Genomic DNA, 26,087 nt, shown 5'->3' on the forward strand with positions numbered 1-26,087 from the left:
ACGACGGACGGGCGTGTCGTTCGACTGGCGGTGAAACTGCCGCGTCCCTCAGTCCTTGTAGTCCACCGGGCCGGGGGCATGCTGGGCGCCACGCTTGGCGACCAGGCTGTCCATCGGGCAGTGGCCGTCGCGCTGCAGGGGGCGGCGCTTCGTGGTCTTCGGGTCCAGCTCCTTGGTGTGGTAGGAGCACTGCTCGACGCCGTGGATGTTGAGGTTGATGTGCAGGTAGCCGTCACGGAACGCCGAGCCGAACCGTGAGGTGCCGTAGGTGAGCATGTCGAGCAGCTCGCGCACGTGCGGCGTACGCGCGGCCAGGATGTCGGTCAGGCCGTGCAGGCTGGTGGTGAAGTCCGGCAGCACCCGGCGCAGGTCGCGCACGAGCAGCTGGGTGGTCGCGAGCTGTTGTGGCGACGCCTCGAGGATGTCGCGGAACTCCGGGTCGAAGTTGCGCAGGAACGCCGCGAACAGCTTCGCCGAGCGGCTCAGCTTGCGCAGCTCGGGCCCGGAGCCGGCGAGGGTCCGCAGGGTGGTGCGGCCGTTGGTGAGCAGGCGGCGGGTCTCGGGCCACACGTCGTCGAGCGCGGTGACCAGCTCGTCAGTGGAGTCGAGCAACGACTCCAGGGAGGCCTGGGAGCCCTCGGTCGCGGCGGCCAGCTCGGTGAGCACGGTCTGCACGTCGTCGGCGTCCACCTGCTGCAGGAGCCGGTCGAGCGAGCCCGTGGCCGAGGCCAGGGACACCGGCACGTCGACCGCGTCGCCGGAGATCCGGTCCCCGCTCGCGAGGAACGGTCCACCCTCGGAGGCCGGCTGGAGGTCGAGGAACTGCTCACCGACCGGGGAGAGGCTGCGCACCTCCGCCGCGGTGTCGGCCGGTACGTCGACCGGGCTGGTGATCCGCAGGGTCGCCTCTGCACCGGTCGGCGTGAGGCTGATGCTGCTGACCCGTCCGACCCGCAGCCCGCGGTAGGCGACGGCGGAGCCCTCGTAGAGACCCCCCGTGCGCTCGAGCTCGACCGTGATGGTCTGTGGCCTGGAGGAGATCGGCGTCGCGAGGATCTCCGTGCTGAGGTAGACCAGGCACCCGACCAGCGTGAGCACCAGCCCGACGATGCTGGCGACGTTCTTGTGCTTCATCGTCGTCCTCCGATCAGGTCCTGCAGGCCACCCACGAGCGAGTCGACGATGCCGGCCAGACCACCGGCGGGTGCGGGCTCGGGCTTCGTGCCCTGCGCACCACCCGGCTTGCCCGGGTCCGCGCCCTCGGCACCGGCGCCGAGCTCGGAGGTGATGCCGAGCTTGCCGAGGTTCCCGAGGATGCTCCCCAGGCCGGGCAGCTCCGACTGCGGCGCCGTGGTCTTGCCACCACCGGGACGCAGCAGGTCCGCGAGGCCCGGGAGCAGGTCGATGATGCCGCCCGGGATCCCGATGTCGGGGAGGCCCGGGAGCAGCGGCAGGTCGGGGACCTCGATCTCGGGGATCGGCAGACTCGGGTTGCCGACGGTGATCCGGGTGCCGAGGATGAAGTGCAGGTTGAGGAAGTCACTGGGCACCGCCGCGTCGAAGAGCCGCGAGAAGCGCGCGGTGGCCTCGAGCCCGGGACCGACCTGGTCGGAGATAGTCAGCAGCTCGTCGAGGACGGGGTGCAGCTGCTCCACGACCTGGGTGAAGTCGTCGCGGATCGCCCGCACCACCTGGTCCCCGGTGCGGGCGAGCTCGTCCGAGGTCTCGAGCAGGCCCACCAGGTCGTCGGTGTTGCGGCGCAGCACGCGCGCCGCCGGCGCGATCTCGGTGAGCGCCGTGTTGATCGACTGCTCGCGCCGGTCGAGCAGCGCACCGGCGTCGCGCAGTGTGGTGAGCGTGCGGTCGATCGCGGCCGTGCTGCGGTTCGCCTCGGTCAGGAACGTCTCCGTCTCGGTCAGCAGCTGCTTGGCGCTCGCGCGCCGGCCGCCGACCGCGGTGTTGAGCTCCTCGACGATCGTCTGCACCTGCCCGAGGCTGCCGCCGTTGATGAGCATCGACGCGGCAGCGAGCGTGTCCTCGACCGTCGCGGCCACCGACGTACGCGCCGGGGTGAGCTCGTCACCGTCGCCCAGCACCTCACCGCCGTCGGCGGGGTCCACCTGCACGAACAGCTCGCCGAGCGCGGTGGTCGAGCGCAAGCGCGCCGTCGCCTCCGAGGTCAGCTCGACGTCGGGGTCGATGGCCATGACGACCTCGGCTCGGAAGTCCCGCGTGCCCAGCCGGGTGACCCGGCCGACCGGCAGCCCGTCGATGCGGACCTGGGCGCCGACCTCGAGGTTGAGGGCGTCGTCGAAGATCGCGGAGATCTCGTAGGAGCCCTCGGCCGCCCGGGTGCCCGGCAGCGGGAGGTCGGAGGCGGTCGTGCCACAACCGCTGATCACGACCGCGGCGGCCACGGCGAGCGCGCCGCGTCGCAACCATCCTCGGCGGGTCCTGTCGCGTGTCATCGGCCGATACCTCCGAGGATCTCCAGGAGCTGCTGCAGCGACGGCGACGTGCCGAGCAGCGGGCACAGGCGCACCGGCAGCGCGTCGCAGATCTCGCGGACGAGGTGGTTCTCCGGCACGAGGTACGTCGGTGGGAGGCGGACGTTGAGGCGGTCCTCGTAGGGTCCTTCCTTGCCGATGGCGTCGCCCACGTTGCGCATGGTGAGAGGCAGGACCTCGACGATCTCGTGCAGCGCGCTCTGGTGCTTCAGCAGGCTGTTGGTGACCTTCGTCAGCCCCGTGAGCGAGGACCGCAGCTCCGTGCGGTTGTCACGCACGAACGTGTTGAGCTCGCCGAGCGCCGCCGACAGCGCCCGCAGCGACTCGCCGATGTTGTCCCGCTCGTCCGCGAGCAGGTCGGCGGCGTCGGAGACGCTGGTCATGAACTCGCGCACGGTCTCGTCGTTGCTGGCGAGCGCGGCGGTCAGGCGGTCCAGCTCCGAGACCGTGCCCGTGAGGGCGTCGCGGTTGCCCGACAGCCCGTCCATCGCACCGGCCAGGGTGCGGATCGTCTCGTTGAAGGTGGTGCCGGTGCCCTCGAGCGTGTCGGCGCTGGTCGAGAGGAACCGGCGGATCGCCTGGGCGGGCTTCTTGCCCGACAGGCCGCTGGCCACCTCCTCGAGCGTGGCGAGCAGGTCATCGAACTCGACCGGGTTGCGGGTGCGGTCGATGTCGATGACGTCGCCGTCCTCGAGGCGTGGGCCCTCCGGGTCGGCCGGGGTGAGCTCGACGTAGCGGTCGGTGGCGACCGAGCGGTTGGCGATCACCGCTGCGGCGTCCGCGGGCACCGAGGTCTCCGGGTCGAGCTCGAGCGTCACCTCCACGAGGTCGCCCCGCGGCGTGATCTCGCTGACCCGGCCCACGGGGACCCCGCGCACGGCGACGTCGTTGTCGACGAACAGGCCGGCGACGTCGTCGAACCACGCCGTCACCTGCATCGGCGAGCTCTGGGCGAAGCAGCCCGAGACGGAGGCGACGAAGGCGAGCACACTCACCAGGACGCCCGCACGTCGCGGCCAGCTCGAGGTCGTACGTCGGGTGGTCATCGGCACTCATTCCCATCGGGCAGACCGCAGTAGAGGTTGTCCGGGATACCGGTCGGCAGGTGCTGGTCGAGCCAGGGGCCGTTGCCGGAGGCGTTCGCGAAATAACGCGTCGCCACGGCCAGGCTGCGCACACCCCGGGTCAGTGACTTGTCGTGCGTGCGCAGCACCCGGATGACCCGGCGCAGGTCCCGCAGCAGCGGCCCGGTGTCGGCCCGGGTGTCAGCCAGCGTGCCCTCCAGCGTCCGGGCGAGCGTGGTGGTGTCGCGCAGGAGCGCCGAGATCACGTCACGGCGCTTGCGCAGCTCGTCGAGGATCAGGTCGGACTGGCGCATCAGCGCGACGATGTCGCCGCTGCTGTCGGCCAGCTGGCGCGTGACGTCCTCCGCCGCACCCAACAGCTGTCCGAACTGGTTCGAGCGCTGGTCGATCGTGATCGACAGGTCGCGGATCCCCTCGAGCGCGGGGAGCAGCTCCTCCTTGCTCGGCTCGAGGGTGTCGGCGAGCACGTCGAAGGACTCGGCGAGCAGAGCGGTGTCGAGCTCGGCGAGCTCGGGTTCGATGTCGTCGAGCACGTCTTGGAGGTTGTAGGCCACGCGCGTCTGCGCCATCGGGATGGTCGCGTCGTCGAGCTCACCCTCGCCTTGCGGGGTGATGAGCAGGAAGTGCGTCCCGAGCAGCGTCGCGACCTTGACCTCGGCACGCGTGTCGGCGCCGAGGCGGAAGTGGTCGTCGAGCGTGAACCGCACGGAGACGCTGCGCGGCTGCAGCTCGATCGCCGTGATCTCGCCGGCCTCGACGCCGGCGACCTGGACCTCCTCGCCGATGCGCAGGCCTGCGGTGTGCTCGAGGAGCACGGTGTAGGTGCGCTTGCCCGGCGACATCGCCGCGAGCGCCGTGACCACCACGGCGAGCGCGACCACCACCGCGATCCCGATCATCCCGACCGTGCGGTGGGAGCGGTCTGCGAGCGCGGTCATCGGCACACCTCCGAGTAGGGGCCACCGGTGGGCCCGACATGCGCCTTCACGCCGGCCACCTCGACAGCGAGGTTGCACACGTAGACGTTGAGCTTCGCGCCGTAGCTCTGGCTGCGGGCGAATGCCTCGACGCCGATCGGCAGCACCTTGATCGCGTCGGCGAGCGAGGCCCGCTCGTCGGACAGGACACCGGTGGCCTTGCGAAGCCGGTTGATGTCCTTGGTGAACGGCTCCCGGGTGTCCTCGAGCAGCTCCTTGGTCGTCCCCACCATCGCCGAGATGCCGTCGAGGGACGAGCCGATCGTCTGGCGCTGCTCGGCCAAGCCGGTCATGAGCCCGCGCAGCTCGAGCACCGTGGTGTCGATGTCGGCGTTGCGCGCGGAGAGGTTCTGCAGCACGGGCGTGAGGTTGTCGAGCACCTGGGTGAAGACCTCGTCGCGGTCGTTGAGGAAGCGGGTCACGTCGGCTGTCTGGGCGAGCAGGTTCTCGACCGTGCCCGACTCGCCCTGCAGGACGGCGATCAGGTTGCCGGCGAGCTCGTTGACCTCGGAGGGCTCGATGACGGCGAAGAGCGGCTCGAACCCGTTGAGCAGCGCGGTGAGGTCGAAGCCCGGGTCGGTGTTAGCGAGCGGGATCTCCCCGCCCGGCTCGATCGTGCGGCCCTCGCCCTCACCGGCGACCAGCGCCAGGTAGCGCTGGCCGAGGAGGTTCTGGTAGCGCACGACGACCCGGGAGTTGTCGCGCAGGTCCTGGTCGGCGCCGAGGGTGAAGGTGACCTTCGCGCGGACCGGGTCCTCCCCGACCGCCACGATCCGCTCGACCCGCCCCACCTTCACGCCCGCCACGCGTACGTCGTCACCCTGCCGCAGCCCGCTCACGCTCGAGAACGTCGCGGAGTACTCGTGGGTGCCCCCGGCGACGGAGTTGCGCATGGTGTTGAACAGCAGGACGAACAGCAGTGCCGAGACCAGCGCGAAGACGGCGAACTTGGCCGCGGTGATGCGCATTCCCTTCATCAGCGCGCTCCGTTCGTGCAGCCGCGACCGGGCACGTCGCCGTACCACGGGCAGTCGGCCTTGGTGTAGGTCGGACGCGCCGGCAGCTGGATCAGCGAGCGGATCTTGAGGTACGGACCCTCGTCCATCGCGGTGGAGAACGACTTCACGAAGTCGAAGGTGCTCACCAGCCCCTGGGGCAGCTTCTGCCGGCCCTCGTAGAGCGTGTCGACCGCGACGGCCGTGGAGAACAGCGCGTCGACCAGACCCTGCTCGTTCTCGTCGAGCAGGCGGCCGAGCGCGTTGAAGAGCTTCGTGCCGCCGGTGAGGACCTCGGTGAGCTCGCCCTCCTGCTCGACCAGCGTCGTCGCCGCGACCGCCGCGTCGTCGACGGCGTCGAACAGGTCGTCGCCGTACCCCTGCAGCAGCTCGAGGTTGGTGGCGAGCAGGTCGAGGTTCTCGCGCACGAGCGGCATCCGTGGGTTCAGGCGGGTGAAGTAGGTCGCGACGGTGTCGATCGTGCGACCGAGCTGCTCGCCGTTGCCGTCGAGCGCACCGGCGAGGTTCTCCAGCGCGGTGGCCAGCTGCGCGGGTCCGAGCGCGGTCACGACGCGGTCGAGGCCGTCGAGGATCTTCTGCAGCTCGAGCGTCTCGGCCGAGGTGTCCTGCTCGATGCGCTGACCGGCCTGGATCACGGCGCGGTCGCTGCCACCGGCCGCACCCTCGGCGGGCACGAGGTCGACGAAGGTCGTGCCGAAGACCGTGGCCGGGAGGATGCGTGCGGTGACGGCGGCCGGCACCTGCTTGGCGTGCCGTGGGTCGAGGGCCACCTCGACCTCGGCCCCGCGCCGGCTCCCCGGGGCGGAGCGGATCTCCTTGATCTCGCCCACGATCACGCCGTTGACCTTCACGTCGTCACCGGCGATGAGGGCTCCCCCGATGTCGTCGAAGACGACGGTGACGGCGAACCGGTCCTCGAAGGCGCCGCGGCCGAAGGCGGTGAGCACCGCGACCACCGCGGCGACCACGACGATGAGCACGGTCCCGCGGGCCATCATCGTCGCGCGCGACGGGTCCCGCTGGCTGAAGTGGAAGAGGCTGCGCACCGCGATCACCCCGAGACCCGGAAGCCGGAGTCGCCGCCCCAGAAGACCAGGGTGAGCAACATGTCGACGAGGACGACGACCACGATGCTGGCGCGGATCGCCCGGCCCGTGGCCTCGCCGACGCCTTGCGGACCACCCGCGGCGTTGAAGCCGTACCAGCAGTGCAGCAGGGCCACGAGCAGGGCGAACACCAGGATCTTCACGACCGAGAACGCGATGTCGCGCGGGTCGATGAACGTCTGGAAATAGTGGTCGTAGAGCCCCGAGGACTGACCGAAGAACACGACGACCGAGATCTCCGAGGCGACATAGGAGCCGATGAGGCCGATCAGGTAGAGCGGCAGGATCGCCACCATGGAGGCGATCACTCGGGTGGTGACCAGGTAGCGCAGCGGGTTGACGCCCATGACGCCGAGCGCGTCGATCTCCTCGTGGGTGCGCATCGACCCGAGCTGCGCGGTGAAGCGGCACCCGACCTGGGCCGCGAGCGCGAGCGCGGCGATCAGCGGTGCGAGCTCGCGGGTGTTGACGCTTGCGGAGACGAACCCGGTCAGCGGCGCGAGCCCGACGAGCTCGAGGCCGTTGAAGCCCTCGATGCCCAGCGAGGTGCCAGCCGACAACGAGAGCAGCACCATCACGCCGATGGTGCCGCCGCCGACGATCAGCGCGCCGCTGCCCCAGCTGATGTCGTTGAGCTGACGCATCACCTCGGCGCGGTAGTGGCGCAGGGTGTAGAGGATGGAGCCGAGCGTGCGGGCGACGAACGTCAGCAGGTCGCCGGCTTGGCTCAGGACGTCGCCGACGCTGCGGCCGGCCTTCTGCCCGACGATGCGCGTGCGGGTCGCGGGTTTGATCATCGGCTCAGCCATCAGGCGATCCTTTGCGGGACGAGCATCACGTAGGCCTGCGTGAGCGCGACGTTCACCAGCGCCAGCAGGATGAAGGCGAGCACCACGGTCTGGTTCACCGCGTCGGCCACGCCCTTCGGGCCACCGGTGGCGCTCAGACCCTTGTGGGCGGCGACGATCGTGGCGATGAGCCCGAAGACCGCGGCCTTGAACTCGGCGAGGAACAGGTCGCTGATCTGGGCGAACCCGACGAAGGAGCCGAGGTAGGTGCCGCTGCTCACGGACCCGGTGCCGACGTTGAGCATGAACCCGGTGAGGATCGCCGTGGCCGCCACGATCACGTTGAGCAGGAGCGCGACGGTCACGGCGGCGAAGACCCGGGGCGCGACCAGTCGGTTGACCGGCGAGATGCCCATGACCTTGAGCGCGTCGACCTCCTCGCGGATGGTGCGGGCACCGAGGTCCGAGCAGATCGCGGAGCCCACCGCCCCGGCGATCATCAGCGAGGTCACCAGCGGCGCTCCCTGCCGCAGCACGCCGACGCCGTTGACCGCGCCGCTGAAGGAGGCTGCACCGATCTGCTCGGCGACGCCACCGATCTGGACCGACACGATGACGCCGAACGGGATCGCCACCAGGATCGTCGGGACCAGCGAGACGCGGGTCATGAACCACGCCTGGAAGAAGTACTCCCCCCAGGGGAAGCGGCGCCGGACGATGTCGCTCACGCCCGCGACGATCGACTCGATCGCGAGGATGATCATCGCGCCGGTGGTCGCCACGCCCTTGTCCCACCGGGTCTGCAGGCCCCGCACGGCCGCGACGGGGGCGCTCACGACGCCACCGGGAGGTCGAGCGAGCTGCTGAACGCCAGTGCCTTGGTGCGGTCACCCTTGACCTTGAGGCTGCCCTTCAGCACCCCGAGGACGGGGTTGAGGTGCCCGGTGGCGAGGCGGAGGAAGTCGACCCCCGAGAGCGACAGCGTGACGTCGCGCGGGATCCCCTCCCCGGTGTCCTCGACCACCTCGCAGACACCGTCGGCGACCTGCACGAGGTAGCGGTCGTGCCCGCCGTCGGGGCGACCGCCGACGCGGAATGCGACGGTGCAGCGCAGGCCGGCGGCCTTCGCGGGGTCGACGTACTCCGGCATCCGGCGGAAGATCTCGCCCAGCACGACCGGGCGGAAGCCCCCGGCCATGACGTCGCGCAGGTGCTCGGTGCGGACCTTGGCGATGGCCCTGGCCACGTCGACAGGATCGAGCGCCGCCGGGTCGACGGCGGGCGCGTCGGTGCCGGGCACGCGGAAGACACCGCCGACCGCCAGCGCCAGCATGGCGTCTCCCTCGACGCTGAGACGGCCGCCGAGGAGGAGCAGCCCGGCGTTGGCCTGGCCGGTCACCAGCCGCAGGAACCGTAGGGCGCTCAGGCGTACGACGACGTCGGCGGGACCGTCGAGCTCGACGTCCGTGTCGATCGCGCCGTCGGCGAACCGCAGCCGGTAGCACTCCGACCCGGTGCGCAACCGTAGGTCGAAGTCGACGACGCCCTCGATCTCGGCGAGCCGGACGGGGTCGGCGAACTCGTGCAGACGGCCCAGCAGGGCGGTCACCGCGCCGCGGCGGACGGCGGCGTCCTCGGTGAGGCGGCGTACGTCGTCGTCGGAGGTCGCCGCGAGCAGCTCGACGACCTCCTCCGCCGGCAGGGTCGCCACCAGGCCGGCGACGGCCTGCTCGTCGCGTCCGGCGACGCGACTGATGAGGTCGGACATGGCTCCCCTTCGTCGGTGGTGCGGCGCACAGTGACCGCGCACACACCCTCAACGAAGAACGTTGGTGTTCGTCACGCCCGACTTGAGCCCGGAAGGTGACGCCTCGGCGCCATCCGCGGCCCGCGCCGGGGACGGTGTGCCCCGGCGAGCTCGACGAGCCGCTGCACCCGGTAGCGGTGCGGGCGGTAGACCTCCAGCTCCGCGACCATCTGCTCATCGGTCCACAGCTCGCCGGTCAGCGCCCAGCCGACGTTGGCGGCGACGTGGTAGTCGCCCACGCTCAGGGCGTCGGCGTGGCCGTGGGCACGGAACCGCGTCTCGGCCGAGGTCCACACGCCGATGCCCGGGAGCGACCGCAAGCGCGCGTCCGCCTCGTCCTCCGCGAGCCCCAGGGTGCGCTCGAGAGCCGGTGCCACCTGGCACGCACGCAGGGTCGTGCGCGAGCGCGCGGGGTCGACCGGCAGCCGCAGCCACTCCCACGACGGCACGAGTCGGATCGTCGCGGGGTCCGGCTGCACCCAGACGTCGTACGTCGCGGCGGCGGGTCCCGGCGCGCGTTCGCCGAAGCGGCGTACCAGGTTGCGGAAGCCTCGGAAGGCCTCCTGCCCGGTCACCTTCTGCTCGATGATCGCCGGGACGAGCGACTCCATGACCGCGTCCGACGCCCCGACCCGCCAGTGCTCGTGGCATCGCAGCGCCTCGGCGACGAACGGGTGGTGGGGCGCGAAGCCGCTCGGGTCGTCGTCGTCACCGAGCATCCGGGGCACGCGGTCCAGCGCCCATGCAGCTCCGGGACCCCAGGCACGCGCCTCGACGCCGTCACGGACCTGCTCGACCGCCAGGGTCGCCACCCCCTCCGGCGTCCGCAGTCCGCGCACGTGCAGATCGTCGACGCGCCGGTACGTCGGATCGCTAGGCCCCCGGCGGTGGGTGCCCCAGATGGCGGCGATCGGCACCGGGCGTCCGGGACGCCAGGTGCGGCGCTGCTCGGTCGGCTCGGTCACGTCCGTCAGGGTAGGCCGCCGAACCGTCGGGGCAGGATCGGCGCATGCTGCTCGCCGCCCTCGTCGAGACCTCCGTCGCAGTCCGGTCCACCCGGTCGCGCACCGCCAAGGTCGACCTGCTCGCCGCCGGGTTGCGCGCGGCCGGCGCCGACGAGGTCGGGCTGGTCGCGACCTACCTGGCCGGTGCCCTGCGGCAGCGCCGCACCGGTCTGGGCTGGCGCACGGTCGGCGAGGTGCGCGTCCCCCCTGCCGAGGAGGCCACGCTCACGGTGACCGAGGTCGACACGGCCTTCGCGACGATGGCGCAGATCTCCGGTCCGTCGTCGGCGACCCGTCGCCGCGACACCTGGGCCGACCTGCTCGCCCGCGCGACCGGCGACGAGCAGGACTGGCTGCGCGCCGTCGTCACCGGCGAGGTGCGCCAGGGCGCGCTGGACTCGCTGCTGCTCGACGCGGTCGCCAAGGCCACCGGTGTCCCGCTGGCCGCCGTACGCCGTGCGGCGATGCTGGCCGGTTCGTCGGCGGTCGTCGCCGAGGTCGCCACCACCCAGGGCGAGGACGGTCTCGCCGCCATCGGGCTCGCGCCGGGACGCCCGATCCGACCGATGCTGGCCGGCAGCGAGCCGGACGTCGAGGCGGCTCTGTTGCGGCTGCGCGAGCAGGCGGACGGCGCGCACGGCGTCGAGGTGAAGCTCGACGGGCTTCGGATCCAGGCCCACCGCGTCGGCGAGGACGTCCGGGTCTACTCCCGCTCGCTCGACGACCTGACCGAGCGCGTGCCGGCCGTAGTCGACGCCGTACGCGCCCTGTCCGTCGACGTGGTCGTGCTCGACGGTGAGGCACTGGTGCTTGACGAGAGCGGACGCGCACGGCCGTTCCAGGAGTCGACCACCAAGGGCGCGGCGCTGGTCCCGCGGTTCTTCGACCTGCTCCACTACGACGGCGTGGACCTCATCGACGAGCCCGCCCACGTCCGCTGGGAGGCACTCGACGCGCTCGTCCCGGCCGACCTGCGGGTGGAGCGGCTCGTGACCGACTCCGCCGGCGACGCCACGGCGTTCGCTGCGCGCGCGCTCACCGCCGGCCACGAGGGCGTCGTCCTCAAGGGCAGCCACACGCCGTACGCCGCCGGCCGCCGCGGCGCCGGGTGGATCAAGGTCAAGCCCCGCCTCACGGCCGACCTCGTCGTGCTCGCCGTCGAGTGGGGCAGCGGGCGCCGCGAGGGCAAGCTCTCCAACATCCACCTCGGCGCCCGCGATCCGCAGTCGGGCGACTTCGTGATGATCGGCAAGACCTTCAAGGGCATGACCGACGCGATCCTCGCCTGGCAGACCGAGCGCTACCTCGCCCTGCAGACCCGCACCGACGGCCACGTCGTCCACGTCCGGCCCGAGCAGGTCGTCGAGATCGCCTACGACGGCGTCCAGCGCTCGACCCGCTACCCCGGGGGCATCGCGCTGCGCTTCGCCCGCGTCGTCGGCTACCGCGACGACAAGTCCCCCGCGGAGGCCGACACGATCGACAGCCTCCGCGAGGGACTCGGCTAGCGGATCAGCGCTCCAGGATCGCCGTGACGCCCTGACCGCCAGCGGCGCAGACGGAGATGACGCCGCGACCGGAGCCCTTCTCGGCGAGCAGCTTCGCGAGGTTCGCCACGATCCGACCGCCCGTGGCGGCGAACGGGTGGCCCGCGGCGAGCGAGGAGCCGTGCACGTTCAGCTTGCTGCGGTCGATCGCACCCAGCGGGGCGTCGAGGCCGAGGCGCTCCTCGCAGAAGATCGGGTCCTCCCACGCCTTGAGGGTGGCGAGCACCTGCGAGGCGAACGCCTCGTGGATCTCGTAGAAGTCGAAGTCCTGCAGCGTGAGGCCCTCGCGCTGGAGCATGCGCGCCATCGCGTACGCCGGAGCCATCAGCAGGCCCTCGCCACCGTGGACGTAGTCGACGGCCGCGGTCTCATAGGTGCGCAGGTAGGCCAGCACCGGCAGCCCGCGCTCGGCGGCCCACTCCTCCGAGGCCAGCAGCACGGTCGAGGCGCCGTCGGTCAGCGGCGTGGAGTTGCCGGCCGTCATGGTGGCGGCCTCGCCCTTGCCGAAGACCGGCTTGAGCTTGCCCAGCTTCTCGGCGGTGGAGTCCGGGCGCAGGTTCTGGTCGCGCTCGAGCCCGCCGAACGGCGTGATCAGGTCGTCCTGCCAGCCGGCGTCGTACGACTTCGCCAGGTTCTGGTGGGACGTCGCGGCGAGCTCGTCCTGCTCCTCGCGGCCGACCTGCCACTCGATCGCGGTCAGCGCGGCGTGCTCGCCCATCGACAGCCGGGTGCGCGGCTCGGAGTTCTGCGGGATGGCCGGCACGAGGTAGCCGGGCCGCACCTTCGCCAGCGCCGCGAGCCGGCCCTGCGTGGTCTTCGCGCGGTTGGCCTCGAGCAGGATCTTGCGCAGCTTCTCGTTGAGCGCGATGGGGGCGTCGGAGGTGGTGTCGGTGCCGCCGGCGATGCCGACGTCGATCAGGCCGAGGGCGATCTTGTTGGCAACCAGCGCGGTCGCCTGCAGCCCGGTGCCACAAGCCTGCTGGATGTCGTAGGCCGGGGTCTCGGGAGCCAGCTTGGAGCCGAGGACGCACTCGCGGGTGAGGTTGAAGTCGCGGCTGTGCTTGAGCACGCCGCCGGCGACGACCTCGCCGACGCGCTCGCCCTCGAGCCCGAAGCGGGCCACGAGACCATCGAGGGCCGCGGTGAGCATGTCCTGGTTCGAGGCGTTCGCGTAGGCGGTGTTGGACCGGGCGAACGGGATGCGGTTGCCGCCGATGATCGCGACGCGCCGGGTGTTCTGCTGCATGCGGGCTCCTCGAACAGATGCCTGGGGTACGGGGACGAGTGGCGGGTTACCCTCGAGGTTACCCACCAGTCACATGGTGCGTGATCCGCGTGGCGAAGGGAACGCCATGAGGGCCACATCACGAAATCTGGACGCTAAGTTACACACCTAGTTACATTCCCTCCCGCCGAGATCCGTACGCGACCAGCACAGCGCTGCACCTGCCAGGAGGCACCAGATGAGCGACCGCTACCAGTTCTTCACCCAGACCCCCGTGGGCCGGCTCCTCGTGAAGAACCTCGGCCTTCCCGACCCGGTCGTCCTCGACCGGTGGAAGCCCGGCTCGCCCCTTGTCGACGGCACCGTCGTGGTGGGCGGCCAGGGCCGCCTCGACCAGACCTTGACCGCCCAGCTCGACGACCTCGGCATCGCCCACACCGACACCCCGACCGAGGGCGAGAAATACAAGGCGCTGATCTTCGACGCCACCGGGCTCACGACCCCCGAGGCGTTGGTCGAGCTCCAGCAGTTCTTCACCCCGCTCATGCGCAGCCTGCAGTCCTCCGCCCGGGTGCTGGTGCTCGGCACTCCCCCGGAGCTGGCCGAGAGCGACGACGAGCGGATCGCCCAGCGCGCGCTCGAGGGCTTCACCCGCTCGCTGGGCAAGGAGATCGGTCGCGGCTCCACCGTGCAGCTCGTGTACGTCGCCCCGGGTGCCGAGGCCTCGCTGCCCTCGACGCTCGCCTTCTTCTGCTCGCCGAAGTCGGCCTACGTCTCGGGCCAGGTCGTCCGCCTCGGCGTCACCGGCTCCCTCGAGGCGCACCCGATCCAGGACATCGACAAGCCGCTGACCGGCCGGGTCGCCATCGTCACCGGCGCCAGCCGCGGCATCGGCGAGCAGATCGCCCGCGTCCTGCACCGCGACGGTGCCACGGTCCTCGGCATCGACGTCCCCCAGGCCGCCAGCGACCTGCAGACGGTGATGGGCGAGATCGACGGCGACCACCTTGCCCTCGACATCACCGCCAAGGACGCACCCCAGCGGATCGCCCGCCACGTCAAGGAGAAGCACGGCGGGGTCGACATCGTCGTCCACAACGCCGGCATCACCCGCGACAAGAAGCTCGCCAACATGGGCGAGGACCGCTGGACCTCGACGATCGCGGTCAACCTGGTGGCGCCGCAGCGGATCACCGAGGAGCTGCTCCAGCAGAAGCTGATCAACGCCAACGGCCGCATCATCGGCGTCTCCTCGATCGCCGGCATCGCGGGCAACCTCGGCCAGACCAACTACGCCGCCTCCAAGGCCGGCGTCATCGGCCTCGTCCAGGCGCTCGCGCCTCAGCTGACCGACGGCATCACCGTCAACGCGGTCGCGCCCGGGTTCATCGAGACCAAGATGACCGCCGCCGTCCCGCTGATGACCCGCGAGGTCGGACGCCGGCTCAACGCGATGTCGCAGGGCGGTCTGCCGGTCGACGTCGCCGAGGCGATCGCGTGGTACGCCAACCCCGGCTCCACTGCGGTCAACGGCAACGTGGTCCGCGTCTGCGGCCAGATGATGCTGGGCGCCTGACGTGGCCGGCACGACCCGTCAGCTCTCCGGGGCCCCGGCCACGCTCCCGATGATGCTCAAGGCTGCGCTTCCGGTCGTCCCGGGTGTCGGATCCCTGCCCGGCGTACGCCGGGCAGGTGACGCGCTGCCCGACCTGACCCTGGTCCGCAAGGGAGTCCCCCTCGACCGCGACCACGTGGCGGCGTACGCCGAGGTCTGCGGGTTCGGCCTCAAGGAGACCGTCCCGCTGACCTACCCACACATGCTCGCCTTCGCGCTGCACATGGCGATCATGACCGACGGCGACTTCCCGTTCCCGGCCATGGGAATGGTCCATCTGGAGAACACCATCACCCAGCACCGCGCCATCGGTGCCGGCGAGACCCTCGACGTGAGCGCTCGCCCCACTGACCTGCGGCCGCACCCGAAGGGCATGCTCTTCGACATCGTCACCGACGTGCATGCCAACGGCGAGCTGGTGTGGGAGGAGACCACGACCCTGCTCCGCCGCGGCAGGTCCCACGACGACGCCGCGCCCTCGCCGCTGGCGGATCTCGAGACGGTCCCGGGCACCGGCACCACCTGGCGGCTGCCCGCCGACCTGGGCCGCTCGTACGCCGCGGTGTCGGGTGATCACAACCCGATCCACCTCTACCCGCTCACCGCCAAGGCGCTGGGCTTCAAGCGTCAGATCGCGCATGGCATGTGGACCAAGGCCCGCAGCCTCGCGGCGCTCGAGGGACGGCTGCCCGACGCCGTCCGGGTCGACGTGGCGTTCAAGAAGCCGGTGTTCCTCCCCAGCACCCTCGCGTTCGGCTCCCGCGCGGTCGAGCACGGCGCGAAGCGACCGGACTACGACTTCGCCCTCACCTCGGCGAAGAACGGCGCGCCCCACCTCGTGGGACGCACCCGCGCGCTGTAGGCGGACTTCAGCCGGCGGTCAGCCGACGCGCCGGATCAGGCCCTCCTGGGCCACGGTCGCGACGAGGGTGCCGTCCTGGGTGAAGATCCGGCCCAGGGCGAGCCCTCGACCACCGCCGGCGAACGGCGCGTGCTGGTCGTAGAGCCACCACTCGTCCGCGCGGAACGGCCGGTGGAACCAGATCGTGTGGTCCAGGGAGGCCGCCTGCACCTGCGGGCCCATCAGCGGCACGCCGTGCGGCACCAGCGTCGAGGCGAGCAGCGTGAGGTCGCTGGCGTAGGTGAACGACGCCAGGTGGACCAGCGGGTCGTCGGGCAGCGTGCCGGAGATCCGGATCCACAGCTGCGAGCGTGCGGGCCGACCCGCGTCCTCGACGACCGACACCCGTCCGGTGGAGTCACCGACCATGCGCGCGTCGAGTGCCGCCCACTCGCGCTCCCACTCCTCCGAGCGGCCGCCGGGTGCGCCGAGCGCCTCCGCGAGCGACGGACAGTCGTCTGGCGCGGGGACGGTCGGCATCGCGTCCTGGTGCTCGAACCCGTCCTCGGCGACCTGGAAGTTGAGGGTCTGGTAGTAGATCGGCTTGCCGTGCTGGCGCGCCATCACCCTCCGCGTCGCGAAGCTGCGACCCTCGCGGATGTCCTCGACGTCGTAGATGATCGGCACCCGCGGGTCGCCGGGGCGCAGGAAGTACGAGTGCAGGGAGTGCACGGCGTACGACGCATCGACGGTGCGGTGGGCGGCGATCAGCGCATGCGCCGCCACCTGGCCGCCGAAGACCCGCTGGACCGCGGTGTCGGGCTGGCCGCCGCGGAAGAGGTTGTCCTCGATCTGCTCCAGGTCGAGCAGCTCGACGAGCTCACCGACGGACCGTGGCACCTCAGTCCTCCCGGTCGGGGTTGTCGAGGCCGGCCAGGAAGCGCTCGAACTCCGCGCCCAGCTCCTCCCCGCTCGGCAGGTCGCGCGACTCCGCCAGCAGGTTGGCGCCCGGGTCGGCGGCAGCGCGGTGGTAGGCGTCGTACTGCTGCTCGAGGCCGGTGACGACCTCGAGGACCTCGGTGGAGTCCTCGATCTGCTGGACGATCTCGCCCAGGCGCTTCTCCCCCGCCACCCGCAGCGGCTCGAGGTCCCAGACCAGGTCGGTCACACCGCCGACGGACTCCAGCAGCGCCGCGGAGGCATGCGGGTAGTCGAGCTGGGCGACGTAGTGCGGGATGTGGGCCACGAAGCCGCAGGCGTCGTGGCCGGCCTCGCCGAGGCGGATCTCCAGCAGCGACTGGGCGCTGCTCGGGACGCGGATCTCGCCGCCCCAGGGGTTGGACTGCACGAGCAGCTCGCGGTTGTTGGCGTGGTTGGTCAGCGTGACCGGGCGGGTGTGCGGCACGGCCATCGGCACCGAGCCGATGCCGACCACCAGGCGCACGGAGAACCGCTCGACGACGCTGGCCACCGCGCGGCTGAACGCCTCCCAGTGGGTGTCGGGCTCGGGGCCGTGCAGGAGGAGGTACGGCGTGCCGGCGGCGTCCTCCTGCAGCCGGACCACCAGGCGCGGGGCCTCGTAGCCCTCGTAGTGGTCCTCGGCGAAGGTGAGGGGTGGGCGACGCGCGCGGTAGTCGAAGAACTCGTCGACCTCGAAGCTCGCGACGACCCGGCCGGGGTCGTCGCCGAGGAGGTGCGTGACGGCCAGGGCGCCGGCGTGACCGGCGTCGAGGAAGCCCTCGAGAGCGTGGAGGAGGACCGGCGACTGCCCGTCGAGCTCGGGGACGTCGTCCACGACGTGCACGAAGCGGGCGGGGGTGCTCAACTCATGACTCCTCAGGGCGGGGACGCGGACTCGCCCAATCTAGCGTCAGGGCTGGGTCAGAATGTTCCCGCACGACCCAACCGTGAGCCGCGCCACCCGCGTCCTGGTCGGTGGGAGCACCCGCTCCCTGCACCCGGTGAGAGGAGCCAGGGCATGGCAGGCAGGACCCGGGCGGGCTTCGAGGAGCTCGTCCACGGCCGATCGCCGGCGCTGCGGCGTACGGCGTACCTCCTCGTGGGCGATCGCGGCCTCGCCGACGACCTGCTCCAGGAGGCCCTGGTCAAGACGTACGTCGCCTGGCCCCGGCTCCGCGACCAGGGCGCGGCGGAGGCCTACTGCCGCAAAGCAATCGTGACCACGGCGATCTCGTGGTGGCGCCGCAGGTCGTGGTCGGAGCGACCGACCGACGAGCTCGTCGAGAACGGCGTCGCCGTCGACGGCACCGCCACCGAGCGCGCCGATACCCGCGCATGGATGTGGGCCGAGCTCGCGAAGCTGCCGCCCCGCCAGCGAGCGGCGGTGGTCCTGCGCTTCTACGACGACCTCTCCGTGGCCGAGGTCGCTGCCGTCCTCAACTGCTCCGAGGGGACCGTCAAGAGCCAGGTGCACGACGCATTGAACAAGCTCCGCGCAGCGCTGGGGCCAGACGCCCGCACCGCGTGGGACCGAGAGGTGAGTGCCCGATGAACGACCTGCTTCGCGAGACCCTCCGGGACGAGGCCCACCAGCTCGGTCCCGCCCCCGTCGACCTGGATGCCGTCATCCGCTCCGGACGGGCACGCGTACGCCGCCGGCGTGGCGGGGCGGTCGTGATCGCCGCGTGCGTGTGCGCGGCCGGCATCGCCCTGTCGACGTCGTGGCTCGGTCACGGTGCCGGCAGCGGCGACACCCGCCTGCCTGTCGCCGGCGCCCCGACGATCGACTTCGCCGAGCTGCAGCCCAGCTGGGCGGTCGGCGACGTCGTCCACTACGGCGACGCGACCCTCGGCGTGGCCGCCGCGGTCCACTCCTATGTGCTGACCGCCCACGGTGTCGTGTACGCCGATGCCGAGGGCACCGTTCGCTTCGACGACGGCTCCGGCAGCACCGTCGTGGGACGGGTCGACGCAGGCCGCGGCTACCTGCGCGCGGACCGCCAGGGACGGCACGCGGCATGGATCGACACGTCGCTGCCGACGCCGGGCCTCGTCGTGCTCGACACCGCGACCGGCGAGGTGGTGCATGGCGAGGGCGTGCGGGAGCCGGCCAAGGACACCGAGTTCGGGACGCCGTACGTCTATGCGGTCGACGGGCACACGGTGCTCTGGATGGACGCGCGGGGCGCGCAGGCGCTGGACGTGCGGAGCGGCGACACGACCGTGCTGGACGAGACGGCCGACCACTTCACGATCATCGCCGCGCGCGACGGCGTGGTCGTGCACGACGGGTTGGGGATCCTGCCGGGGCGCGGGGAAGGCAACGGCCCGGACGGCCACTACGTCAGCAAGCTGTCGGAGCTCCCGAGCGGCGACTATGCCCGCGTCCGTACGCCGACCCGCATGGTCACCACCGCCAGCTACGGGTTCCTCAACCCGGGCGGCCACCTCGTGGCCTTCGAGCACGACGACGCCTACGCGGTGTTCTCCACCGACGACGGCGCCCAGGTCGCCGGAGCGCTGAACGGTCCGGCGTGGGCGGTGGGCTACGACTGGCTCGACCCGCGCACCACCGTGGTGATGGCGCTGCCCGACTTCAGCGAGGACGCCGAGGAGTCCAGCATCGACATCCTCACCTGTTCCGTGCCGGAGTCGGTGTGCACGCCGGTGGCCTCCGGGGTGGCGCGGATGGACACCGACGGTGCCGGCGGGCTCGCCCTGCCGGTGGGCGAAGCGCTGGGCTGACCGCCGGCCGTCGTGGGACCTCAGCCGCGTCGCGGACCGACCCCGTCGGTCCGCGGCGCGGCTCCCGCGTCGTGAGTCGCGTCCTGGGCGGCGGTGACGTCCTCGACGATCCCGCGGGCCAGCGCCTGGGCGTCGAGGCCGATGCGCTCGAGGATCACGGCACGCTTGGCGTGGTCGAGGAACTCCTGCGGGATCCCGTGCAGGCGTACAGGGGTCGTCACTCCGGCGGCGTTGAGCTGCTGGAGCAGCGCCGAGCCGCAACCGCCGACGATGCCGTTGTCCTCGAGGCACACGACCCGGCCATGCTCGCGGGCGAGCTCGATGATCGCGTCGTCGTACGGCTTGACCCAGCGCGGGTCGACGACCGTCACGCCGATGCCCTGGTCCTGCAGGCGCTGGGCGACGTCGACGGCGGTGTGGGCCATCGAGCCGATCCCGACGATGAGCACGTCCTTGGCGCCGGAGCGCACGAGCACGTCGCAGCCGCCGACGGTGGAGACCGCCTCGATGTCCTCGGGCGGCGGGCCCTTGGGGAAGCGCACGACGGTCGGGGCGTCGTCGACCGCCACGGCCTCGCGCAACAGCTCCCGCAGCCGCGATGCGTCGCGGGGCGCGGCGAGCCGCAGGCCCGGGACGACCTGCAGGATGGACATGTCCCACATGCCGTTGTGGCTCGCGCCGTCGTCGCCGGTCACGCCGGAGCGGTCGAGCACGAAGGTGACGCCGCACTTGTGCAGCGCCACGTCCATCAGCACCTGGTCGAAGGCGCGGTTGAGGAACGTCGCATAGATCGCGACGACCGGGTGGAGGCCGCCCATGGCGAGCCCGGCGGCCGAGGTCGCGGCGTGCTGCTCGGCGATGCCGACGTCGAAGACCCGCTCGGGGTAGGCGGCGGCGAAGTGGTGTAGCCCGACGGGGTGCAGCATCGCGGCCGTCATCGCCACGACGTCCTTGCGCTCCGCGCCGATCGCGACCATCTCGTCGCCGAAGACGTCGGTCCAGATCCGGCCCTTGGGCTTCTCCTCACCGGTCGCGACGTCGAAGGGGCCGGGCGAGTGGAACTGGTCGGCCTCGTGCCGCTCCGCGGCGTCGTAGCCGAAGCCCTTGCGGGTCATCACGTGCACGATGACGGGGCCGTTGAAGCGCTTGGCCTGGGTGAGCGCAGCCTCGACGGCGGCGCGGTCGTGGCCGTCGACCGGGCCGACGTACTTCAGGCCGAGGTCCTCGAAGAGCCCCTGCGGCGCGAGGGCGTCCTTCATGCCCTTCTTGACCGCGTGCAGTGCGTCGTAGACGGCCGGGCCGACCCCGCGCACGCCGTTGAGGCGGCGCTTGACCAGGTCGAGCACCTGCTCGTAGCGCGGGTTGGTGCGCAGCGCGGCCAGGTGGTGGGCGAGACCCCCGACGGTCGGGGTGTAGGAGCGGCCGTTGTCGTTGACGACCATCACGATCCGGCGGTCACCCGTGGGCGTCTCGCAGGCGGCGATGTTGTTGAGCGCCTCCCAGGCCATGCCCCCGGTCAGCGCACCGTCACCGATGACGGCGACCACGTGGCGGTCCTCGCCGCGGATCGCGTAGGCCTTCGACAGGCCGTCGGCATACGACAGCGCGGTGGACGCGTGGGAGTTCTCGACCAGGTCGTGCTCGGACTCGGCGCGGCTCGGGTAGCCCGACAGCCCACCCTCCTGGCGCAGGGTGTCGAACTGGCCCGCGCGGCCCGTCAGCAGCTTGTGGACGTAGGACTGGTGGCCCGTGTCGAAGACGACCTTGTCGCGCGGGGAGTCGAAGACCCGGTGGATGGCCATGGTCAGCTCGACGACGCCCAGGTTGGGGCCGAGGTGACCGCCCGTGCGGGAGACCGTGCGCACCATGAGGTCGCGAAGCTCCGCGGCGAGCTCGTCGAGCTGCGCGTCGTCGAGGTCACGCAGGTCGCGCGGCTCGCGCAGCGACTCCAGGTGGCCCATGTGCGTCCCTCCGGTGGGATAGATGACGGGGTCTGGCGAGTCTAACGAGCGGCTCCTACAGATCGGTCACCGCGATCGCCGGCTCGACGAGCGACCCGAACCACACCCGGCCGTCGCGCTCGCGCACACCCGTAGCCATGTGGAAGTGCGACGCGTCGGCGATGACGTCGTGCACCAGCCGTCCGTCGGCATCGAAGGCCTGGGCACGCGCCGTGCGCTGCGGCTTGGGCTGGATCGCCTGCGGCAGCCGGGTGACCAGGCGGCGTACGGCCATCGGGGCGCGCTGGAGCCGGTCGACCACGGCGTCGTACGGCGAGGCGATCGTCACCCAGATCAGGCCGTCGGAGCCGAGCGCGATGTTGTCGGGGTAGCCCGGCAGGTCGGAGGCGAGCAGGTCGCGCTCGCCCGCCCGCGCGCCCTTCAGCCACAGCCGCACGACCGTGCGCCCGCCCGACTCGGCGACCGCCACGAATGACTCGTCGGCCGCCAGCGCGACGCCGTTCGCGAACGCCAGACCCTCCACCAGCACCGTGAGCGCCCCGTCGGGGTCGCGTCGGATCAGCCGGCCGGTGCGTGTGCCCTCGACGAAGTCGGACTTCCAGTGCGACAGCGGGTAGGCCTGGGAGGAGTCGGAGAACCAGATCGTCCCGTCGCTCGCGACGGCGGCGTTGTTGCACACCCGCATCGGGACGCCGCCCACCTCGGCGGCGAGCGTCTCCACCCGCCCGTTCGTGAGGTCCATCGCCAGGAGCCCGGCGTCGGCCGCGCACACCAGCAGCCTGCCGTCGGGCAGCAGCTCGAGACCCAGGGGTCGCCCGGGCGTGCGTCCGACCGTGCGTACGCCGCCCGCCGGGTCCACGGCGTGCACACCACCGTCCTCCGTCGCGGTGTAGACGGTGCCGTCGTCGGCGACCAGCACGTCCTCGGCGCCGTGGCCGGGGACACGGATGACGGTGAGCGCATGGGTAGGTGCGGGCGAGGCCATGCCTCAACCTTGCATCAGACCGATCGAAGATCGAGCACCCGCGCCACCGCACTGCTTCCCACGCGAAGATCCCCGTCATCTGGTGACTGCGATCCTCGTGCAGGACGCAGGCGGCCGAGGGTCAGGCGGAGCGGAGGAACGACAGCCGCACCTCGCGGTCAGGGTTGTCGCCGTTGGTGTCGACCAGGCAGATGCTCTGCCAGGTGCCGAGCTGCAGGCGGCCGTCGAGCACCGGCACCGTCGCGTACGGCGCGACGAACGCCGGCAGCACGTGGTCACGCCCGTGCCCCGGCGTGCCGTGGCGGTGCTGCCATCGGTCATCGGTCGGCAACAGCGTGTCGAGCGCGGTGACCAGGTCGTCGTCGGAGCCGGACCCGGTCTCGATGATCGCGACGCCTGCCGTCGCGTGGGGGACGAACACGTGCAGCAGCCCGTCACCGCGGTCACGGACCCAACGGCGTACGTCGTCGGTCAGATCGAGCACCCGGGGCCGGTCGCCGGTGGTGAAGGAGAGAACCTCTGAGTCCATGTCAGGACTGGTGCCCCGACAACGCCTGCTCAACGCGCTCGACCTTCGCGGTGAGCTGTCCGGTGTAGCCCGGACGGATGTCGGCCTTCAGCACCAGTCCGACGCGCGGGGAGGTGGCTGCGACGACGTCGACGGCCTGCTTGACGACCGCCATCACCTCGTCCCACTCCCCCTCGATGTTGGTGAACATCGCGTTGGTCTCACACGGCAGACCGGACTCGCGTACGACGCGGACGGCTTGCGCCACCGCTTCGGCGACTCCGCCGGTCTCGTCGGTGGTCATCGGACTGATGCTGAAGGCGACGATCATGGCCTCACCGTACGTCGCGCGGTGCGTACGGCGAAGGGCGCCGGCTGTGCTCAACCGACGCCCTTCGCTGTCCTGCTTCGGCCGGGCGGGACCCGACCTGAGTGCTTCTCCCTGCGTCCTTGCTCAGCCCTTCAGCAGGTTGCGCAGGACGTACTGCATGATGCCGCCGTTGCGGTAGTACGACGCCTCGCCGGGGGTGTCGATGCGGACGACCGCGTCGAACTCGACGTCGCCGGCCTGCACCTTCACCGTGCGCGGGATCTCGCCGTCGTTGAGAGCCGTGATCCCGGTGAAGGAAAACTCCTCCTCACCCGTCAGGCCCAGCGACTCGGCGCTCTCGCCCTCGGGGAACTGCAGCGGGATGACGCCCATGCCGATGAGGTTCGAGCGGTGGATCCGCTCGTAGGACTCGGCGATGACCGCCTTGACGCCGAGCAGCGAGGTGCCCTTGGCGGCCCAGTCGCGCGACGAGCCGGAGCCGTACTCCTTGCCTGCGAGGACAACGAGCGGAATGCCCTGCTCAATGTAGTTCACCGAGGCGTCGTACACCGTGGTGACCGGCGCGTCGGGCTGGGTGAAGTCGCGCGTGAAGCCGCCCTCGGTGCCCGGCGCGATCTGGTTGCGCAGGCGGATGTTGGCGAACGTGCCGCGGATCATCACCTCGTGGTTGCCACGGCGCGAGCCGTAGGAGTTGAAGTCCCGCGGGCCGACGCCGTGCTCGGAGAGGTACTTGCCGGCCGGGCTGTCCTTCTTGATCGCACCGGCGGGCGAGATGTGGTCGGTCGTGACCGAGTCACCGAGCTTGAGCAGCACGCGCGCGCCGGAGATGTCCTCGACCGGGGTCGGCTCCTTCGGCATGCCCTCGAAGTAGGGAGGACGCCGCACGTAGGTCGAGTCCTCGTCCCACGCGAAGGTGTCGCCCTCGGGGGTCTCGAGGTTCTGCCAGCGCTCGTCACCGGCGAAGACGTCGGCGTAGCTCTTGGTGAACATGTCGGCGCTGATCGACTCGGCGATGACCTGCTCGACCTCGGACGGCGACGGCCAGATGTCCTTGAGGAACACGTCGTTGCCGTCGGTGTCCTGACCCAGCGGGTCGTTGAACAGGTCGACGTCCATCGAACCCGCGAGCGCGTAGGCGACCACCAGCGGCGGCGAGGCCAGGTAGTTCATCTTGACGTCGGGGTTGATGCGACCCTCGTAGTTCCGGTTGCCCGAGAGCACCGAGACGACGGCGAGGTCGGCGTCGTTGACGGCCTGGCTGACCTCGGGGATGAGCGGGCCGGAGTTGCCGATGCAGGTCGTGCAGCCGTAGCCGACGAGGTTGAACCCGAGCTTGTCGAGGTACGGCGTGAGGCCGGACTTCTCGTAGTAGTCGGAGACCACCTGCGAGCCGGGCGCGAGCGTCGTCTTGACCCACGGCTTGCGCTGCAGGCCCTTCTCGACCGCCTTCTTCGCGAGCAGCGCGGCACCGATCATCACCGACGGGTTGGACGTGTTGGTGCACGACGTGATCGCCGCGATGGTGACTGCACCGTGGTCGAGCTCGAACGACGTGCCGTCGGCGAGCGTCACCGGCACCGGGTTGCTCGGTCGGCCCCCGTTGGCGGCCGCCGCGTGGTCGTGGTCGTGGTCGAGCGGACGGTCCTCCGTGGAGGAGCCGTTGTAGACCGTCGGCGAGTCGCTCGCGGGGAACGACTCCTTCGACGATTCGTCGACCCGGCCCTTGTCGATGGTGAAGTCGCCGTTGGCGTAGTCGCGCAGCGCGAGGCGGAAGGAACCCTTGGCCTCGCTGACCGCGACCCGGTCCTGCGGGCGCTTCGGGCCCGCCAGCGACGGGACGACTGTGGCGAGGTCGAGCTCGAGCTTCTCAGAGAAGCGCGGCTCGGCCTGCGGGTCGTGCCAGAGACCCTGCTCCTTGGCGTAGGCCTCGACCAGCGCGAGCTGCTCCTCGGAGCGGCCGGTGAGCTTGAGGTAGCGGACGGTCTCCTCGTCGATCGGGAAGACCGCGATCGTGGAGCCGAACTCCGGGCTCATGTTGCCGATCGTCGCGCGGTTGGCCAGCGGCAGCGCGGAGACGCCGGGGCCGTAGAACTCGACGAACTTGCCGACCACGCCGTGCTCGCGGAGCATCTCGGTGATCGTCAGCACGAGGTCGGTCGCGGTCGAGCCCTCGGGCAGGTCGCCCGACAGCTTGAAACCGACGACCCGCGGGATGAGCATCGACACGGGCTGGCCGAGCATCGCGGCCTCGGCCTCGATGCCGCCGACACCCCAGCCGACCACGCCGATGCCGTTGACCATCGTGGTGTGGGAGTCGGTGCCGACGCAGGTGTCGGGATAGGCGACGCCGTCGCGGACCATGACGGTGCGCGCCAGGTGCTCGATGTTGACCTGGTGGACGATGCCCGTCCCGGGCGGGACGACCTTGAAGTCCTCGAAGGCACCCTGGCCCCAGCGCAGGAACTGGTAGCGCTCGCCGTTGCGCTCGTACTCGATCTCGACGTTGCGCTCGAAGGCCTCGGGCGAGCCGAAGACATCGGCGATCACGGAGTGGTCGATGACCATCTCGGCGGGCGCGAGCGGGTTGATCTTGGCCGGGTCGCCACCCAGCTCGGCCATCGCCTCACGCATGGTGGCGAGGTCGACGACGCACGGCACGCCGGTGAAGTCCTGCATGATCACGCGGGCCGGCGTGAACTGGATCTCCTTGTCGGGCTGGGCGTTCTCGTCCCAGGCGGCGATGGCCTTGATGTGGTCGGCGGTGATGTTGGCGCCGTCCTCCGTGCGCAGGAGGTTCTCCAGCAGCACCTTCAGCGAGAACGGGAGGTTCTCCACCGAGCCATGGGGTACGCCGTCGCCGCTGACGGCGGAGAGGCGGTAGATCTCGTAGGACTTGTCGCCCACGTCCAAGGTGCCGTGTGCACCGAAACTGTCCTTGCTCGCCACAGCTGTCTCCTCTGCCGATTCGGTCTGTCGAATCTGGTCGCGCTCGTCTTGTCCATCTTGCCCACGTGCCGGCGCTGCGCAGTAGTCAGGCGGACCTAACCCACGCACGCGGCTCGAGCCACAACTTATCTTG

Annotated in this window: 23 protein-coding genes; 5 read left to right on the forward strand and 18 right to left on the reverse strand. The window is 71.1% G+C overall.

Annotated features, from left to right (window positions below):
* Positions 1–48: 48 nt before the first annotated feature.
* The 10 genes from J2S59_RS15100 to J2S59_RS15145 all read right to left on the reverse strand — a co-directional run bounded on the left by J2S59_RS15100 (position 49) and on the right by J2S59_RS15145 (position 10,251).
* A complete protein-coding gene (locus tag J2S59_RS15100; protein WP_068119607.1) occupies positions 49–1,134 on the reverse strand; it encodes an MlaD family protein in 1,086 nt (361 codons plus the stop codon).
* Complete coding sequence (locus tag J2S59_RS15105) at positions 1,131–2,468, reverse strand: MCE family protein (RefSeq protein ID WP_306825257.1); 1,338 nt, start codon at positions 2,466–2,468, stop codon at positions 1,131–1,133. The genes J2S59_RS15100 and J2S59_RS15105 overlap by 4 nt, the downstream gene beginning before the upstream one ends.
* Positions 2,465–3,553, reverse strand: a complete 1,089-nt coding sequence (locus tag J2S59_RS15110; RefSeq protein WP_068119646.1) for an MCE family protein — start codon at positions 3,551–3,553, stop codon at positions 2,465–2,467. The genes J2S59_RS15105 and J2S59_RS15110 overlap by 4 nt, the downstream gene beginning before the upstream one ends.
* Complete coding sequence (locus J2S59_RS15115; protein WP_068119644.1) at positions 3,550–4,530, reverse strand: MCE family protein; 981 nt, start codon at positions 4,528–4,530, stop codon at positions 3,550–3,552. The genes J2S59_RS15110 and J2S59_RS15115 overlap by 4 nt, the downstream gene beginning before the upstream one ends.
* On the reverse strand, positions 4,527–5,546 hold the full coding sequence (locus J2S59_RS15120) for an MCE family protein (protein ID WP_306825258.1): 1,020 nt from the start codon (positions 5,544–5,546) through the stop codon (positions 4,527–4,529). Before J2S59_RS15120 ends, J2S59_RS15115 begins: the two co-directional genes overlap by 4 nt.
* A complete protein-coding gene (locus J2S59_RS15125) occupies positions 5,546–6,631 on the reverse strand; it encodes an MlaD family protein (RefSeq protein ID WP_181641530.1) in 1,086 nt (361 codons plus the stop codon). Before J2S59_RS15125 ends, J2S59_RS15120 begins: the two co-directional genes overlap by 1 nt.
* A 5-nt stretch (positions 6,632–6,636) precedes the next feature.
* Positions 6,637–7,500: an MlaE family ABC transporter permease gene (locus J2S59_RS15130; protein ID WP_068117253.1), complete on the reverse strand. Its 864-nt coding sequence runs from the start codon at positions 7,498–7,500 to the stop codon at positions 6,637–6,639.
* Positions 7,500–8,315: an MlaE family ABC transporter permease gene (locus J2S59_RS15135; protein WP_068117249.1), complete on the reverse strand. Its 816-nt coding sequence runs from the start codon at positions 8,313–8,315 to the stop codon at positions 7,500–7,502. Before J2S59_RS15135 ends, J2S59_RS15130 begins: the two co-directional genes overlap by 1 nt.
* Positions 8,312–9,247, reverse strand: coding sequence for an SCP2 sterol-binding domain-containing protein (locus J2S59_RS15140; RefSeq protein WP_068117246.1), 936 nt, complete (start codon positions 9,245–9,247; stop codon positions 8,312–8,314). The genes J2S59_RS15135 and J2S59_RS15140 overlap by 4 nt, the downstream gene beginning before the upstream one ends.
* Positions 9,248–9,318: 71 nt before the next feature.
* Positions 9,319–10,251: a DNA-3-methyladenine glycosylase family protein gene (locus J2S59_RS15145; RefSeq protein WP_306825259.1), complete on the reverse strand. Its 933-nt coding sequence runs from the start codon at positions 10,249–10,251 to the stop codon at positions 9,319–9,321.
* Positions 10,252–10,295: 44 nt separating this feature from the next.
* On the opposite strand from J2S59_RS15145, the gene J2S59_RS15150 reads away from it, so the two are divergent.
* Positions 10,296–11,798, forward strand: coding sequence for an ATP-dependent DNA ligase (locus tag J2S59_RS15150; protein WP_306825260.1), 1,503 nt, complete (start codon positions 10,296–10,298; stop codon positions 11,796–11,798).
* A gap of 4 nt (positions 11,799–11,802) precedes the next feature.
* Here the strand turns inward: J2S59_RS15150 and J2S59_RS15155 are convergent, their stop codons facing one another.
* Positions 11,803–13,083, reverse strand: coding sequence for an acetyl-CoA C-acetyltransferase (locus J2S59_RS15155; RefSeq protein WP_068120685.1), 1,281 nt, complete (start codon positions 13,081–13,083; stop codon positions 11,803–11,805).
* A gap of 217 nt (positions 13,084–13,300) precedes the next feature.
* Between J2S59_RS15155 and J2S59_RS15160 the strand changes: the two genes are divergently transcribed.
* Positions 13,301–14,638, forward strand: a complete 1,338-nt coding sequence (locus J2S59_RS15160) for a 3-oxoacyl-ACP reductase (RefSeq protein WP_068122509.1) — start codon at positions 13,301–13,303, stop codon at positions 14,636–14,638.
* A gap of 1 nt (position 14,639) precedes the next feature.
* Positions 14,640–15,539, forward strand: coding sequence for a MaoC/PaaZ C-terminal domain-containing protein (locus J2S59_RS15165; RefSeq protein WP_246360459.1), 900 nt, complete (start codon positions 14,640–14,642; stop codon positions 15,537–15,539).
* A gap of 18 nt (positions 15,540–15,557) precedes the next feature.
* Here J2S59_RS15165 and J2S59_RS15170 read toward each other — a convergent pair whose 3' ends face one another.
* The gene (locus J2S59_RS15170; RefSeq protein ID WP_068122507.1) at positions 15,558–16,418 is read right to left on the reverse strand and encodes an acyl-CoA thioesterase; all 861 of its coding nucleotides are present in this window, start codon (positions 16,416–16,418) and stop codon (positions 15,558–15,560) included.
* A gap of 1 nt (position 16,419) precedes the next feature.
* The gene (locus J2S59_RS15175) at positions 16,420–17,343 is read right to left on the reverse strand and encodes a proteasome assembly chaperone family protein (RefSeq protein ID WP_068122504.1); all 924 of its coding nucleotides are present in this window, start codon (positions 17,341–17,343) and stop codon (positions 16,420–16,422) included.
* A 153-nt stretch (positions 17,344–17,496) separates the two neighbouring features.
* Here J2S59_RS15175 and J2S59_RS15180 point away from each other — a divergent pair, with 153 nt between their 5' ends.
* Positions 17,497–18,030, forward strand: a complete 534-nt coding sequence (locus tag J2S59_RS15180; RefSeq protein ID WP_068122501.1) for a SigE family RNA polymerase sigma factor — start codon at positions 17,497–17,499, stop codon at positions 18,028–18,030.
* Entirely contained in the window at positions 18,027–19,223 is a 1,197-nt protein-coding gene (locus J2S59_RS15185; protein WP_306825261.1) for a hypothetical protein, read from the forward strand. Before J2S59_RS15180 ends, J2S59_RS15185 begins: the two co-directional genes overlap by 4 nt.
* Positions 19,224–19,243: 20 nt before the next feature.
* Here J2S59_RS15185 and dxs read toward each other — a convergent pair whose 3' ends face one another.
* The 5 genes from dxs to J2S59_RS15210 form a co-directional block, all read right to left on the reverse strand.
* The gene (dxs, locus tag J2S59_RS15190) at positions 19,244–21,184 is read right to left on the reverse strand and encodes a 1-deoxy-D-xylulose-5-phosphate synthase (RefSeq protein ID WP_306825262.1); all 1,941 of its coding nucleotides are present in this window, start codon (positions 21,182–21,184) and stop codon (positions 19,244–19,246) included.
* A gap of 55 nt (positions 21,185–21,239) precedes the next feature.
* On the reverse strand, positions 21,240–22,169 hold the full coding sequence (locus J2S59_RS15195) for an SMP-30/gluconolactonase/LRE family protein (RefSeq protein ID WP_068116940.1): 930 nt from the start codon (positions 22,167–22,169) through the stop codon (positions 21,240–21,242).
* Between the two features lie 121 nt (positions 22,170–22,290).
* Entirely contained in the window at positions 22,291–22,698 is a 408-nt protein-coding gene (locus tag J2S59_RS15200; RefSeq protein ID WP_068116938.1) for a secondary thiamine-phosphate synthase enzyme YjbQ, read from the reverse strand.
* Position 22,699: 1 nt separating this feature from the next.
* Positions 22,700–23,008: a thiamine-binding protein gene (locus tag J2S59_RS15205; protein WP_068116936.1), complete on the reverse strand. Its 309-nt coding sequence runs from the start codon at positions 23,006–23,008 to the stop codon at positions 22,700–22,702.
* Positions 23,009–23,131: 123 nt separating this feature from the next.
* The gene (locus J2S59_RS15210) at positions 23,132–25,954 is read right to left on the reverse strand and encodes an aconitate hydratase (RefSeq protein WP_068116935.1); all 2,823 of its coding nucleotides are present in this window, start codon (positions 25,952–25,954) and stop codon (positions 23,132–23,134) included.
* Positions 25,955–26,087 lie beyond the last annotated feature (133 nt).

Source organism: Nocardioides massiliensis (assembly GCF_030811215.1).
GTDB lineage: Bacteria > Actinomycetota > Actinomycetes > Propionibacteriales > Nocardioidaceae > Nocardioides_A > Nocardioides_A massiliensis.

Excerpts from the sequence above, each read along its gene's own strand:
- J2S59_RS15130 (WP_068117253.1), bottom strand. The coding sequence starts at position 7,500 with ATGGCTGAGCCGATGATCAAACCCGCGACCCGCACGCGCATCGTCGGG.
- J2S59_RS15120 (WP_306825258.1), bottom strand. The coding sequence starts at position 5,546 with ATGAAGGGAATGCGCATCACCGCGGCCAAGTTCGCCGTCTTCGCGCTG.
- J2S59_RS15160 (WP_068122509.1), top strand. The coding sequence starts at position 13,301 with ATGAGCGACCGCTACCAGTTCTTCACCCAGACCCCCGTGGGCCGGCTC.
- J2S59_RS15100 (WP_068119607.1), bottom strand. The coding sequence starts at position 1,134 with ATGAAGCACAAGAACGTCGCCAGCATCGTCGGGCTGGTGCTCACGCTG.
- J2S59_RS15205 (WP_068116936.1), bottom strand. The coding sequence starts at position 23,008 with ATGATCGTCGCCTTCAGCATCAGTCCGATGACCACCGACGAGACCGGC.
- J2S59_RS15115 (WP_068119644.1), bottom strand. The coding sequence starts at position 4,530 with ATGACCGCGCTCGCAGACCGCTCCCACCGCACGGTCGGGATGATCGGG.
- dxs (WP_306825262.1), bottom strand. The coding sequence starts at position 21,184 with ATGGGCCACCTGGAGTCGCTGCGCGAGCCGCGCGACCTGCGTGACCTC.
- J2S59_RS15110 (WP_068119646.1), bottom strand. The coding sequence starts at position 3,553 with ATGACCACCCGACGTACGACCTCGAGCTGGCCGCGACGTGCGGGCGTC.
- J2S59_RS15155 (WP_068120685.1), bottom strand. The coding sequence starts at position 13,083 with ATGCAGCAGAACACCCGGCGCGTCGCGATCATCGGCGGCAACCGCATC.
- J2S59_RS15200 (WP_068116938.1), bottom strand. The coding sequence starts at position 22,698 with ATGGACTCAGAGGTTCTCTCCTTCACCACCGGCGACCGGCCCCGGGTG.
- J2S59_RS15185 (WP_306825261.1), top strand. The coding sequence starts at position 18,027 with ATGAACGACCTGCTTCGCGAGACCCTCCGGGACGAGGCCCACCAGCTC.
- J2S59_RS15140 (WP_068117246.1), bottom strand. The coding sequence starts at position 9,247 with ATGTCCGACCTCATCAGTCGCGTCGCCGGACGCGACGAGCAGGCCGTC.
- J2S59_RS15150 (WP_306825260.1), top strand. The coding sequence starts at position 10,296 with ATGCTGCTCGCCGCCCTCGTCGAGACCTCCGTCGCAGTCCGGTCCACC.
- J2S59_RS15195 (WP_068116940.1), bottom strand. The coding sequence starts at position 22,169 with ATGGCCTCGCCCGCACCTACCCATGCGCTCACCGTCATCCGTGTCCCC.
- J2S59_RS15105 (WP_306825257.1), bottom strand. The coding sequence starts at position 2,468 with ATGACACGCGACAGGACCCGCCGAGGATGGTTGCGACGCGGCGCGCTC.
- J2S59_RS15180 (WP_068122501.1), top strand. The coding sequence starts at position 17,497 with ATGGCAGGCAGGACCCGGGCGGGCTTCGAGGAGCTCGTCCACGGCCGA.